The 13,894-nt window shown below is 33.8% G+C and carries 15 protein-coding genes; 12 read left to right on the forward strand and 3 right to left on the reverse strand.

What is annotated here, in order from left to right; genetic code table 11:
• Positions 1 to 96: 96 nt before the first annotated feature.
• Both nhaC and fumC read left to right on the forward strand, forming a co-directional pair.
• Positions 97 to 1,500 carry a Na+/H+ antiporter NhaC gene (gene nhaC, locus MKY90_RS08770; protein WP_098168672.1) on the forward strand — a complete coding sequence of 468 codons (1,404 nt, stop codon included), beginning with the start codon at positions 97 to 99 and terminating at the stop codon, positions 1,498 to 1,500.
• Between the two features lie 124 nt (positions 1,501 to 1,624).
• Entirely contained in the window at positions 1,625 to 3,013 is a 1,389-nt protein-coding gene (fumC, locus tag MKY90_RS08775; protein WP_098168673.1) for a class II fumarate hydratase, read from the forward strand.
• A gap of 97 nt (positions 3,014 to 3,110) precedes the next feature.
• On the opposite strand, the gene MKY90_RS08780 is transcribed toward fumC, so the two are convergent.
• Positions 3,111 to 3,533 (reverse strand): PH domain-containing protein, encoded by a 423-nt coding sequence (locus MKY90_RS08780; protein ID WP_215552579.1) that lies wholly within the window; start codon positions 3,531 to 3,533, stop codon positions 3,111 to 3,113.
• Positions 3,534 to 3,665: 132 nt separating this feature from the next.
• Between MKY90_RS08780 and MKY90_RS08785 the strand changes: the two genes are divergently transcribed.
• From MKY90_RS08785 to MKY90_RS08795, 3 genes are all read left to right on the forward strand, one after another.
• Entirely contained in the window at positions 3,666 to 3,857 is a 192-nt protein-coding gene (locus MKY90_RS08785; protein ID WP_078204417.1) for a hypothetical protein, read from the forward strand.
• A 343-nt stretch (positions 3,858 to 4,200) separates the two neighbouring features.
• On the forward strand, positions 4,201 to 4,965 hold the full coding sequence (locus tag MKY90_RS08790) for a DUF2087 domain-containing protein (RefSeq protein ID WP_002126691.1): 765 nt from the start codon (positions 4,201 to 4,203) through the stop codon (positions 4,963 to 4,965).
• A gap of 228 nt (positions 4,966 to 5,193) precedes the next feature.
• Positions 5,194 to 6,603: an MATE family efflux transporter gene (locus tag MKY90_RS08795; protein WP_002086395.1), complete on the forward strand. Its 1,410-nt coding sequence runs from the start codon at positions 5,194 to 5,196 to the stop codon at positions 6,601 to 6,603.
• A gap of 53 nt (positions 6,604 to 6,656) precedes the next feature.
• Here MKY90_RS08795 and MKY90_RS08800 read toward each other — a convergent pair whose 3' ends face one another.
• Entirely contained in the window at positions 6,657 to 7,355 is a 699-nt protein-coding gene (locus MKY90_RS08800) for a peptidase E (RefSeq protein WP_002031081.1), read from the reverse strand.
• A gap of 543 nt (positions 7,356 to 7,898) precedes the next feature.
• On the opposite strand from MKY90_RS08800, the gene MKY90_RS08805 reads away from it, so the two are divergent.
• The 6 genes from MKY90_RS08805 to MKY90_RS08830 all read left to right on the forward strand — a co-directional run bounded on the left by MKY90_RS08805 (position 7,899) and on the right by MKY90_RS08830 (position 11,692).
• Entirely contained in the window at positions 7,899 to 8,297 is a 399-nt protein-coding gene (locus tag MKY90_RS08805; RefSeq protein WP_002031084.1) for a DUF3942 family protein, read from the forward strand.
• Positions 8,298 to 8,422: 125 nt separating this feature from the next.
• The gene (locus MKY90_RS08810; RefSeq protein WP_078203056.1) at positions 8,423 to 8,839 is read left to right on the forward strand and encodes a BlaI/MecI/CopY family transcriptional regulator; all 417 of its coding nucleotides are present in this window, start codon (positions 8,423 to 8,425) and stop codon (positions 8,837 to 8,839) included.
• Between the two features lies 1 nt (position 8,840).
• Positions 8,841 to 9,653, forward strand: coding sequence for a M56 family metallopeptidase (locus MKY90_RS08815; RefSeq protein WP_341091086.1), 813 nt, complete (start codon positions 8,841 to 8,843; stop codon positions 9,651 to 9,653).
• A gap of 54 nt (positions 9,654 to 9,707) precedes the next feature.
• Complete coding sequence (gene ccdA / locus MKY90_RS08820; RefSeq protein WP_050000188.1) at positions 9,708 to 10,421, forward strand: cytochrome c-type biogenesis protein CcdA; 714 nt, start codon at positions 9,708 to 9,710, stop codon at positions 10,419 to 10,421.
• 18 nt (positions 10,422 to 10,439) lie between these two features.
• On the forward strand, positions 10,440 to 10,994 hold the full coding sequence (locus MKY90_RS08825) for a TlpA family protein disulfide reductase (RefSeq protein WP_002031090.1): 555 nt from the start codon (positions 10,440 to 10,442) through the stop codon (positions 10,992 to 10,994).
• A gap of 17 nt (positions 10,995 to 11,011) precedes the next feature.
• Positions 11,012 to 11,692, forward strand: coding sequence for a prolipoprotein diacylglyceryl transferase family protein (locus tag MKY90_RS08830; protein WP_341093227.1), 681 nt, complete (start codon positions 11,012 to 11,014; stop codon positions 11,690 to 11,692).
• Positions 11,693 to 11,748: 56 nt separating this feature from the next.
• On the opposite strand, the gene MKY90_RS08835 is transcribed toward MKY90_RS08830, so the two are convergent.
• Positions 11,749 to 12,294 carry a helix-turn-helix domain-containing protein gene (locus MKY90_RS08835; protein ID WP_341091089.1) on the reverse strand — a complete coding sequence of 182 codons (546 nt, stop codon included), beginning with the start codon at positions 12,292 to 12,294 and terminating at the stop codon, positions 11,749 to 11,751.
• Between the two features lie 149 nt (positions 12,295 to 12,443).
• Here MKY90_RS08835 and MKY90_RS08840 point away from each other — a divergent pair, with 149 nt between their 5' ends.
• A complete protein-coding gene (locus tag MKY90_RS08840; RefSeq protein ID WP_341091091.1) occupies positions 12,444 to 13,781 on the forward strand; it encodes a D-serine ammonia-lyase in 1,338 nt (445 codons plus the stop codon).
• The last annotated feature ends 113 nt before the right edge of the window (positions 13,782 to 13,894 follow it).

Genomic DNA, 13,894 nt, shown 5'->3' on the forward strand with positions numbered 1-13,894 from the left:
AATAATATGAAAATTTTGTTTTGTCTTCGCTAATTGTATACTACATACACGTAAGACTACATACATCATGTTATCGACTTGTAAGGAGAGAAAAAAATGAAAAGTGTAAGATTACCATCGATGCTAGAAATTATTATTCTTTTATGCCTATTTCTTGCTGTCGTCTTTTCCTTCCAAACGATTTTTGATCTCCCAATTCAATTAGCGCTATTTATTTCATGGTTTTTAGTTATTGCGCTTGGATTAAGATTAGGATTTCGTTATCAAGAATTGCAAGATGCAATTACGAAAGGGATTTCTAATGGATTAGAAGCAATTCTTATTTTAGTTGCAGTTGGGGCTTTAATTGGAACGTGGATTGCTGGTGGGGTTGTACCTACATTAATTTATTATGGATTAGAATTCATTCACCCTAGCATATTCTTATTGGCAACTTTAATTATTTGTTCAATCACTTCTATCGCGACAGGAACATCATGGGGAACAGTTGGAACTGCAGGTATTGCTATGATGGCGATAGGTGAAGGGCTTGGATTACCACTTCCGCTTGTTGCGGGTGCAGTCCTTTCAGGAGCTTATTTCGGAGATAAATTATCACCACTTTCTGATAGCACAGTTCTTGCAGCTTCTATGGCGAAAGTAGATGTTATTGCTCACGTTCGAGCTATGCTCGTATTAGACGTTCCAGCTTATATTATTACCAGCATTATGTTTACTGTTGCTGGATGGATGTATGGCGGGGATAATGTAGATTTAAATAGAGTTGAGTTTTTAAAAGAATCTTTATTAAAGCACTTTGATATTAAAATATGGATGCTTGTTCCAGCGGTAATTGTTATTGTGCTATTGGCGATGAAGAAACCATCTATGCCAACAATTGCTATGGGAGCTTTAATTGGTGCAATTTGGGCAACACTTTTCCAAGGAATGAACTTTGGAGAGGCAATTGGAACAGCATATAACGGATTCTCAATTCAATCTGGTGTCGAGTTTGTCGATAAGTTATTAAACCGTGGTGGAATTAATGGTATGCTTGGTTCAGTAGCTGTTATTATTTTCGGATTAGGTTTTGGTGGATTACTTGAAAAGTTAGGTGTTCTAAAGGTAATCGTATCGAAATTTGAGAAGAAATTAAATTCTGCAGGTAATGTAACATTGTCTACATTAATCGTTGCATTTTTAGCTAACATATTTGGTTGTGCGATGTACGTATCACTTATTTTAACACCAAAAATTATGGAAGATAGCTATGATAAATTAAAAATAGATCGCCGCGTATTAGCACGTAACTCAGAAGTAGGTGGAACTTTGACTTCTGGTATGGTTCCATGGTCGGATAATGGTATTTTTATGGCTGGTATTTTAGGTGTATCAACATTATCATACGTTCCGTTTATGTGGTTAAGCTTTGTTTCATTAATTTTGGCAGTTATTTACGGATATACAGGGAAATTCATTTGGTATGTAGATGACGCTGAAAAAGGAAAGCAAGCATCATAAAAAAATACCTTCTGCGATGGCGGAAGGTATTTTTTTTATACATACGAGTGAGAATTCTTATCATTTGAATGAAAGTCTGTTAAAATGAGAAATGTAGGTATTTTATTTTCAAGGGGATGAAAAAATGGAGTACAGAATTGAAAGAGATACATTAGGAGAAATGAAAGTTCCAGCTGATAAATTATGGGCAGCACAAACGCAGCGTAGTAAGGAAAATTTTCCGATTGGAACAGAGCATATGCCGCTTGAAATTGTAAAAGCATTTGCGATTTTAAAGAAGAGTGCAGCGATTAGCAATCAAAAATTAGGAAAGTTATCAGAAGAAAAAGCACAAGCAATTGTGGAAGCTGCTGATGAAGTTATCGCAGAAAAATGGAATGAACATTTTCCACTTGTCGTATGGCAAACGGGTAGTGGTACACAATCGAATATGAATGTAAATGAAGTAATTGCAAACCGCGGTAATCAAATTTTGAAAGAAAAGGGATCTGACGTACATATTCATCCGAATGATGACGTGAACATGTCTCAAAGTTCAAATGATACGTTCCCAACAGCACTTCATGTAGCGTGTGTAATTGCGGTAGAAAACCATGTATTGCCAGCTATTACGAAATTAAAAGAAACATTAGCAGAAAAAGTAACTGCATTTGAACATATTATTAAAATCGGTCGTACGCATTTACAAGATGCAACACCTTTAACGCTAGGACAAGAAATTAGCGGATGGCACCGTATGCTTGAAAAAACAGAGCGTATGATTGCAGATAGCAATACATATATGAAAGAATTAGCAATTGGTGGTACTGCGGTTGGAACTGGAATTAATGCGCACCCTAAATTTGGTGAGATGGTAGCAGAAGAAATTAGTCTGTTTACAGGTAAACAATTTGTTTCTGCACCAAATAAATTCCATGCGTTAACGAGCCATGATGAAATTGTATTTGCACATGGAGCATTAAAAGCATTAGCTGCTGATTTAATGAAGATAGCTAACGATGTGCGCTGGCTTGCAAGTGGTCCACGAAGTGGTCTTGGGGAAATTATTATCCCTGCAAATGAACCAGGAAGCTCTATTATGCCAGGTAAAGTAAATCCAACGCAAAGTGAAGCATTAACAATGGTTGTAGCACAAGTTATGGGGAATGACACAACAATCGGATTTGCTGCGAGCCAAGGTAATTTTGAGCTAAACGTATTCAAACCAGTTATTGCTTACAACTTCCTGCAATCTGCTCACTTATTAGCTGATGCAACCGTTTCGTTTAATGATAAATGTGCAGTTGGTATTGAAGCAGATGAAGAAGTAATTAATGAAAATGTAAATCGTTCATTAATGCTTGTAACAGCGCTAAACCCACATATCGGGTATGAAAATGCCGCGAAAATTGCAAAGCATGCCCATAAAGAAGGGTTAACTTTAAAAGAAGCAGCATTGCAATCTGGACTACTAACAGAAGAGCAATTTGATGAGATTGTAGATCCGAAAAAAATGATTGCTCCGAAAGAATAATAGAAGAAGCCAAGGTTCTTAGTATAGAATCTTGGCTTTTTTTGTATATTCATTTTTATGCTTCCTCCACTTGTACTATTGCAAGCTTCAAAAGATATTATTTGTTAGCAGACGTATTCATTACTTTCATATGTGGGCAGTTCTCTTTTAAGAGTAAAATGAATTTTTCTTCTTCTTGTGGTACGAAAGTTGTCACTGAGTCAAATAAATTATAATCAATTTCTAATTGCTGCCTAGTCCATTTTTCTGAACGGAGTGTTTTGCCAGAGTATTTAATGTGACGGATATTTTCAAATGGAATTTCAGTACGTAATATGAAACCGTGTTTTACAATAAGAGAAGATTCCGTTATGTTGTAGTGAGAGAAATAGAATGAAGAGAGATTCACGATATTTAACAGCATCATAAGAGTGAAAAAAATAGAATTTTCATTTTGGAAGAATAGCGAAATGAAAAAAATAATTATAAATAATGTAATGAAAATGACGTGAAAGGGATTTTTTTTCGCTTTAAACTTCAAGTTAGTCACCTCGTTATACGTGTTCATTAACTAAATTAAATCATAACATCGTAATAAAACGTGGGAATATGCAGAATTGCATATTCTTTCGGTTTATTATTCGTGTAAAATTTTTTGATAGGATAAATTTAAATGAAGTTTTTAGTAGTGGAGTGGCATAAAGTGACTAACAAGAATAGAAGTGTAGTGCTAGTCATAATTAGTTGTATGCTGATTATGAGTGGCTGCTCAAATAGATTCGTTGAGGATGGAAAGCGAAAACATGTACTTGTACAAGCGAGTAAAGTTTTAGTGGAAGTTGTTTATAAAATATATAAAAGGTAAAAGGTGTTTTCGTATATGGAAACACCTTTTTTGTAGTTTAAATTGAATGCTGAAGTTTTGGAATGTGTGAATGCCGGTTCCATGTTGAATTAGGTTTGTAGCACTTAAATATTGAACAGCATATTTCACATCTTAATAATAAGTGGTTTCTAAAAACACATTCGCTGTTTGTTGGGATAAGTCCTTTTTATAACGTATAAATAGATATTTTTATAAAGGTTTGTAAAATAGGTAAACGAAATATTGAATTGTTTGCTTTTGGTATGGTAAGATGATGGAGTGGTAATAAACGGTATCGTAATTTGTTTATGGTTTTAATAAACCTTTTGGAGGAATGTTTAGTATGAGTGATATTTCAGAAAAGTTTTGGGATGCGTCGATAGAGGAATTGAAGAAAGGGTATGTATTTGACGAGGAAGCAGAGGAGTATGTTTGTTTAGCTTGTGGAGAAACGTTTATTAAAGGGGTTATTTATCAAGAAAATCAAGTTTTGTATGAAGCAGAGAAGTTTGTACAGTTGCATATTCAAAATGAGCATACATCTATGTTTGAATATTTATTAAATCTTGATAAAAAGTTTACAGGCTTAACTGATTTGCAAAAGAAAATGGTTCAGTTTTTCCATATGGGACTTAACGATAAAGAGATTGTAAAAGAAATGGATGGCGGGAGCACATCGACGATTCGCAATCATCGATTTACATTGCGCGAGAAAATGAAGCAAGCGAAAGTATTTTTAGCGTTAATGGAATTGTCAGAAGAAAAATCAAAAGTTCAAACTAAATTTGTACCGATTCATAGAACAGCTACGATGGTGGATGATAGATACAATATTACAGAGGAAGAAAATGCTGAAGTTTTAACAGTGCATTTTACAGAAGGTTTGGATGGACCGCTTTCTAAATTTCCGAAAAAGCAAAAGCGTAAATTGATTATATTACGTCATTTAGTGAAGAAATTCGATAGTAATAAAAAGTATACTGAAAAAGAAGTAAATACAGTTTTAGAAAATATATATCCGGATTTTGTAACTTTGAGAAGATATTTAATCGAATATGGTTTTTTAGATAGAACAGCTGATGGAAGCCAATATTGGGTGAAGTTATAAGAATGAAGAGAAGAAAATGAATAGATGCACATAATAAAAACAACTATACAAAGAGATAGAGGATTACAGATACGAAAAATATGTTAAAGTTCTATGATGAATTTGAAAATAGTGAGTGGAAGAGGCAATTACTTTGACGAGCAAACAGTATAGAAATGGTTGGAGTAATTACAACTATTTGAGCACCGATTTAACCGTGCAGATTTTAAATAAAAGGAGAAATGAAATTTGAAACCACCTACAGATAACAATAAAGAAGGTGTAGAGTCACAGAAGTCAGAAACGGAACATAAGCCGATATGGAAATCGATGTCCATGTTTTTAGTGCCGTTACTTTTAAGTAATGTATTACAGTCAGTTGGACAGTTATTTGGAATGGTAGTAGTAGGAAGATGGCTTGGCGTAAATGATCTAGCAGCTATATCGGCATTTTTCCCGTTATTTTTCCTACTCGTTTCATTTGTAATTGGAATTGGTTCTGGTAGTTCAATTTTAATTGGTCAGGCATTTGGTGCTAAAAATGAGGAGCGCTTAAAAGCTATCGTTGGTACGACGCTTACGTTTACTTTTATTATCGGAGTCGTGTTGGCGATAATAGGTAGTATTTTTGCGATGGATATTATGCGTCTTATGGGAACGCCAGAAAATATTATTGAAATAAGTGTGCATTACGCAAGAATTTTATTTATATCTATGCCAGTATTATTTTTATATTTTGCATACACAACATTTATGAGAGGTACAGGAGATTCAAAAACGCCATTTTACTTTTTAATCGTAAGTACAGCGCTAAATATGATTTTATTACCAATTCTTATTTTTGGCTGGTTAGGAGCTCCGAAATTAGATGTTTACGGAGCAGCCTATGCTTCAGTTATATCTACAGTTATTACGTTTATTGTCATGCTAGTGTATTTAAAGAAGAAAAATCATCCACTACAATTAGACGGGACAGTAAGAAAATATCTTCGTATGGACTGGGAGTTATTAAAATTATTGTTACGCCTCGGTATTCCAGCGAGTATTAATATGATATTAGTTTCATTATCAGAGATCGCGGTAATCGCATTTGTAAATCGGTACGGTTCAGATGCAACAGCGGCGTATGGCGTTGTGAACCAAGTTGCAAGTTATGTACAAATGCCAGCGGTTAGCCTCGGTATTACAGTATCAATTTTTGCAGCGCAATCAATTGGTGCGAACCAATTTGATCGATTACAGAAAGTTGTTAAGGCCGGAATTATTATGAATTACATCATTGGTGGTGTATTAATATCTCTTATTTACTTGTTCTCAAGAGATATTTTAGCACTATTTTTAACAAGTCAAAATACAATTGACATTGCTCATAGTCTAATCATGATTACATTATGGAGCTACTTAATTTTCGGTCATGCACAAATTATTAGTGCGACAATGCGAGCAAGTGGTACTGTATTATGGCCAACTGTAATCAGTGTTGTATCAATTTGGCTTGTTGAAGTACCTGTGGCGTATTATCTTTCTTACCATACGAGCCTTGGAATAGAAGGGATATGGATTGGGTATCCAGCTGCATTCATCGTCAGCTTAATATTACAGTATGCATATTATAAGCTTTCATGGCAGAAGAAACGAATTACACGATTAGTGAGTTAAAAGATGAAAATGTCCCTAAGTCATTATACTTAGGGACATTTTTTTATGAATGCTTATAAATAACTTTTTAAAGTTATGTCAAAATGTTGTCTAATGAGTTCTCCATTATTCATATAAAACTCCCAAGCTGTATCTGGCTCACCGATAATTTCAAATGAACCTTCTGTAATATATAAAGCGCAATTATCCTCTAATGCAATACCTTCTATATTACCTTGGTGAGTTTGTAAAAACGTATGGAAGGCATTCATTCTATTTAATTGATTGTAATGGGGGCAAAATCTTTTGTTAACAATCCCCCAGCCACTACTTTCTATATAACCGGAACCTTCATAATCTGAACGAATGCTAGATGTGAACCAGCACATAGCACCGGCACTATATCCTGCAATAAGTGTTCCACGTTTTAAAGCAAATAGTAACTTTTCATCTAGTTTATGTTCTTTCCATTGTTCAAGCATGTGAACGTAATTTCCACCGCCAAGGTAAATTAAATCGGCAGAATGAATCATCTCATCTATTTCATATTTAGTAGGTGTTTCGGTTGAAATGCGTAAAATTTGAACCTCACAATGTAATTGCTTTTCAAATGTTGCTAAAAATAACTTTATATATCCTTCATCATCACGACTAGCTGTAGGAATGAATAATACTTTTGGGTATTGTTTATTCGTTAATTCTATAAGTCGTTCATTAATATGCAAGTGATTTGGATCTTGTAAATCACCGCCACCAATGACAGCTAATTTCATAGTAAAGCACCACCTAATAATATTTGTTATGTAAAAATTCGATAGTGGGGAGTTACATTCCTTCTGTGATTTAATGAATAAGGGGAAATAAAGTGAACAATATATTGAAATAGCATAAGGAGTCGATAGCTGTGGATAGAAAAGAATTAGAAGCAGTTTATCCAGCTATTTGCGGGCAGTAAACTCCAGCCTCAAAATTCGATTGGAGCAAAGCGGTTAGGTGGGAGCCCTGCTTCCCGTAAACGCCCGATTGGTGTGGGCTAATAATCAATGGGGGATGAACAAAATCCCCATTGATTAAAGTTTCACTTTATTGATATATAATACTGGAAAATATTGTTTCAAAATATGGGGACAATATGTTTAAATGAATATAACGACGTACTAATGAATGTTGAAAGAGTATTTATATTTAAAAAGTACAGGGAATACCAAAAGTTTTACAAAAGTGTTTTTTACTTTTTATAGGAACTTATTTTATAATATAGTTAAATTATATTAATATATTTATTAGCGTAGACTAAAAAGAGGGAGCGTGAAAGAGTGGATTTTCGATTTGAGTTCGCAGCGAAGGTGAAAGAATATTTAGATGATGAAAAAGATGAAAAAATAATAAAAGATGGACACAGAGATATAATTTATAAATATTTATATCCGTTAGAGAGTGAAATTGGAATTTTTAAAAACCCTAACTTTACTTTTTTTGCATCAGGAAGACGTTCACATATAGTATTAGAAAATATTGAATTTAAAACAGAAGTAAACGTAGAAAGTAATATAATTGAAATTACAAAAATAGTGGATAATGTGGTGATACCATTAGATACTATCGTAGCTAAAGATCGGGAATTATTTGCACTTGGGCGTAATGAGAAATTTAGTGTGCAAATATTAGAATATTATCTCTATGATACATTTGGAGAGAAGTTAGGTTTACAATGAATCGAACGTGGTACAGATAACTAATTAGTGGAGATTAGGATTCATTTAAGTATCAGTTAATATCATTTATGTTTGACCTTCTATATATTTTATACTACAATCTGTAGTGTGAAAGGGGCCATACGATGTTTACTCAAAACTACAAGTTAAATGAGCAAGGGTTAAATCACTTTTTCGGACCGCTTGAAGCGAAAATAATGGAAATTGTTTGGGCTACTGAGGATATTACCATTAAAGATGTGCAACAGAGATTAAGTGAAGAATCCCCGGTGAATTTTAATACTGTAATGACAGTTATGAACAGATTAGTAGAGAAAGCACATTTAGAAAAGCATATTGTGAAAAGAAGTGGTATGTATCGTACTACACAAACGAAGGAAGAATTTTTATCTAATCAAACGAAGAAAATGACACAGGAATTAATGGGTGAATTTGGAGATCTTGTTGTGAACCATATGATAGATGAGTTAGAGCAAGCTGATCCATCTTTAATAAAAAAATTAGAAGAGAAATTAAGTCGGCTAAAAAAAGAGGACCGATAAAATGAAGTGGCAAATGCGTAAAATCGTTTTGTTAGCAGTGACTATTAGTGTGCTTTTTTTAAGCATGTTAGTATACTACGTTACATACCCATTTCTTTTTCAAAATAAAGCATTTTTCCTTTCTCAATTTTGTTTATTTGAATTACAAAAACATATGAGGGAACTATCAATACTTCGTATAATGATAGCCGGATTACTGTTATTTACTGTAATCATTATGAGTAAAAGAATTTGGAAGCAATTTTTTTATAGTAAAAGATTGAAAAGAAATCTCGTGTCTATTACTAGAAAAGGAAAGCAAGTGTACGTATTATCAACGTTACAGATTACGGCATTTGCAATTGGATTATTTCGACCGAAAATTGTCATTTCAGAAGGAATGTTTCAGGCATTTTCTGAGGAAGAAATTGATGCGATTGTATTACATGAGGAATATCATCAAAAAAATCGAGATCCATTAAAGTTATTTTTCTTTACATTGTTAGCTGAGGGAATGATGTATATTCCTATATTAAAAGGGATGTTGCAGCGTTATCATGTATATCAAGAGCTATCAGCAGATAAATATGCGATGCAAAAAATGAAATCTTCATTTGAGCTAGGTAGTGCATTATTAAAGTTAATTAAAATAAAGACGATGGAAAATCAATGTATTACAGCGTCGTTTGCGAAAACCGCAATTAATTTACGAATTGAGCAAGTGTTGAATGAGAAAGTTGTTAAGCTGAATATGCCATTACATACGAATTCAGTATATGTAACGTTAGGGCTATTTTGTATGTCGATCGTACTTATTGTCGGAGAGTGCATATAGCCTCTTTTTTTAATAATTAACACTACGCATTGTAGTGTATTTAGGAGGGATAAAATGAATGCAGCGGATTTAACAATTTGGCTAGTAGTAGGGGCTGGGATACTTTCATTTATATCACCATGTTCTTTACCGCTATATCCATCTTATTTATCATATATTACAGGTGTGTCTATTCAAGATTTAAAAGAAAATCGTGGGATTATGCAAAAGTCAGCGATTATACATACAGTATTTTTTATGATCGGTTTCTCGGTTATATTTTATGTGTTAGGTTTATCGGTGAGTTGGATTGGGATTACTTTTTCATCTAATCAAAGATTGATTCAGCAAATTGGTGGGGTTTTTATTGTTTTGATGGGGTTATTTATGACTGGATTATTTCAGCCTAAGTGGCTTATGGCAGAGAAAAAAGTGCAGTATAGAAGTAAATCGACAGGATATATTCGCTCAGTTTTGGTCGGCATGACATATGCAGCAGGATGGACACCGTGTGTTGGTCCGATATTTTCTGCAGTGCTTATGCTCGGGGCGACCAATCCTGAAAGTGCGCTTCTTTATATTACGGCATATACTCTTGGCTTTGCAGTTCCGTTTTTCGTGATGGCATTTTTTATTGGAAAGGTAAAATGGATTGTTACTTATGCCAATGTCATGATGAAAATCGGCGGTGGAATGATGATTTTAACAGGGGTTTTATTATATACAAATCAAATGACGAAAATTACAGCGTTCTTTATTCGTCTATTCGGCGGATTTACGGGATTTTAGAAATGAGGAGGAAGAAAAGTGAAGAAACTAATTGCTATTATACTAGCTGGGGCACTAATTTGGGCAGGAGTTAACTTTTATAATACTAAGAAAGAAGAAAAAGAAAGAAAAGCGAAACAAGCGGAGTTACAAGAGAAGGAAGTATTACCACAAGTGGGATTTAAAGCGCCGAACATAACATTAAAAGGATTGGACGGGAAGCTTTATTCGTTAAATGATGCAAAGGGAAAACCATATGTTATTAATTTTTGGGCATCATGGTGTGGTCCATGTGAAATGGAGGCTCCTGATCTAGTTCGTTTGTATGATAAATATAAGGAGGATGTTGAAATCTTTGCGGTAAATGCAACAATCGGGGATCCAGTACAAGAAGCGAGCGCATTTGCAGATCGTCACGGATTTAAATTTCCTGTTCTATTAGATATGGACGGAGTAGCTGGAATAGATTATAAAGTATTTTCTTTACCAACGACATTTTTTGTTAATAAAGATGGAATTATTGTAGATCATGCACGAGGTGTATTACCTCCAGATCAATTAGAAGAGAAGTTTAAGAAAATAATTGAGAATTAAGAGGGGATTTCATAGTGATGGAGTGGATGGTGAGGTTACAACCCGTTTCTCTTATAATAGGAAGTTTATTTGGATTTACTCTAATGAAACTAAGGATGAAAAAGCAAAATATTCAATATGAAAAAATGATGGATGCAATAACGAATGGCTTTCTTATCATTGTATTAGTATGGAAATTCGCACCGGCAATTTTAAATCCGGTATGGGCCATTGGGGTGCCAATGCCAGCATTATTAGCTGTAGGAAGTATTCAGCATATTATAGTAGGGTGCGTAATTGCGAGTATATATATTGTTTGGAAAAGTAAAAAAGAGCAATTTTCTCTTCGGATTTTACTTGATACATTACCTTTTGGATTTTGCGTGAGTATAATCTTTTATTTTATATTCCATCAAGAAGTAGGTGCACAAACGACACTGCCGTGGGGGATGAAAATATATGAATCAAAATTTTTGTATCATCCTATTTTCATGTATGAGATTATACTTGCACTCGGTATAATTGGCTCGTTATGGATTAAAAATGAAAGATTAGGAAATGGAAAGAATATAAGCTTTTTTCTAATTTGCGAGGGAATTGCTCATATCATTATTTCACTTATTAGTGAACAAAATTCGGTTTTAGTTGGTCTTTCAATACAGCAAATACTCAGTTTTTGTGTTATTAGTCTAGGGATTTTGTTCGTACCAAAAAAATAAAAGTAGCCATGCACGGAGAGCATCTATGCATGGCTATTTTTGTATCATCATATGAATTAAAAAATCGGCGGAGTAACAGAAAATAAAACAATCGCATTTTTCTCGAATTGATTTACCCATTTATGTTTTAAATAAGCTGGTATTTTTACGCTATCACCAGTTTCTAATGTGTATTCTTCTTCATTTAAGTGCAATGTGATTTTTCCGTCTAATACAAATGCTAATTCTTCACCTTTATGTTCTAGAACATTTTCTGATGAAGCAGTATTTGGTGGGATAGTCATAATTGCTGTTGCTAAATTTCCTGTGAAATCAGGTGATAACAATTCATATGATAAATTATCGATAATCATTTTTTTTCTTTTATGAGAACGTACAATTAAATCGTCTGTATTATTTTCTTCAAGTAAAAAACTAAATGTTGGAACATCAAGAGCTTTTGCAAGTATCTTTAATGTTTGAATAGAAGGGTTAGCAGAACCACGTTCAATTTGACTAAGCATTGATGGTGTGATTTCGGCCATCTTTGCTAATTCTTTACTAGTGAATCCTTTTTCTTTTCTTTGTTTTTCAATCTTTTTACCAATATCTATATTTTCCATAATAAATGCTCCTTAATAATTATTAAATTATATTTAAATAAATTAAATTGAAATTAACTAAAATAAATTATTTATGTTAAACTATATTAAAATTAATTTAATTATAATTTATTATATGGCTATCTACAAGGATATGAGGAGGAAGAGGAATGAAGGAGATAGAGGCATTAAAAGAGCAATATCCACTAGTAAATAACTTAATCGCAACAGAAGAAGTATTTTGGGTAAACCCGAATATGGAAAAGTATGAAACAGCAATAAAAAATTCGCCACTTAATGAAGAACATGTAAAAGACGCGGAAGAGAGATTAAAGCGTTTTGCACCATATATTGCGAAAGTATTTCCTGAAACGAAAGAAACAGGCGGTATTATAGAATCACCTTTAGTGAAAATCTCTTCTATGAAACAATCTTTAGAGAAAAGTTATGGGAAACCTATTTTAGGGGAATTACTATTAAAATGTGATAGCGGGCTTCCGATATCAGGATCAATAAAAGCTAGAGGCGGAATATACGAAGTGCTGAAACATGCAGAGCAACTGGCACTTCAGCATGGAATGTTAACAGGGAAAGATGATTATTCAATTTTAGATAGTGATAGATTTAGAGATTTTTTTGCGAAGTATTCAATTGCAGTAGGTTCTACTGGGAATTTAGGGCTTAGCATCGGTATTATGAGTGCGAAATTAGGTTTTAATGTGACTGTTCATATGTCGGCAGACGCAAAAGAATGGAAAAAAGATTTATTAAGAAGTAAAGGTGTAAACGTTATTGAATATGAAGCTGATTATAGTAAAGCAGTAGAAGAAGGAAGACTGCAAGCAGATGCAGATCCTAGCTGTTATTTTGTTGATGATGAAAACTCGCATGATTTATTTTTAGGATACGCAGTAGCAGCGTCACGTTTACAAAAACAATTAGAAGAGTTAGAGATTGTAGTAGATGAAGAGCACCCTTTATTCGTTTATCTTCCGTGCGGAGTAGGGGGCGGACCTGGCGGAGTAGCATTTGGTTTAAAGTTATTGTATAAAGACAACGTACACTGTTTCTTTGCGGAGCCAACGCACTCTCCATGTATGTTACTCGGTTTAATGACAGGGCTTCACGATAAAATTGCCGTTCAAGATATCGGGATTGATAATGTAACTGATGCGGATGGACTTGCGGTAGGAAGACCATCTGGATTTGTCGGTAAAACGATGGAACCATTTTTGAGTGGAAATTACACAGTAAGTGATGAGGAGTTATATAGATTATTAAAAGAACTGGCTGATACTGAAAATATTTATTTAGAGCCTTCTGCATTAGCGGGTATGATAGGGCCGTTGAATGTATGTAAAGCTGAAAATGAGTATTTACAAAAACAACAGTTAACAGAGAAGGTGAAGAAAGGTACTCATATTGTGTGGGGAACTGGTGGGAGTATGGTTCCGGAAGACGTGATGAATGGGTATTATAAGAAAGGTTTCGAATTAACGTTAAAATAAAAATGAGGCTATTTACAGCCTCATTTTTTTCATGTGCATAAAATTCTTTGTTATTTTCGCATTAGTTCATTATAGTATAGATATAAAGGATTGCTAATATCGAATAAATATAA

The organism is Bacillus sp. FSL P2-0099, assembly GCF_038007445.1.
GTDB classification, from domain to species: Bacteria; Bacillota; Bacilli; order Bacillales; family Bacillaceae_G; genus Bacillus_A; species Bacillus_A mycoides.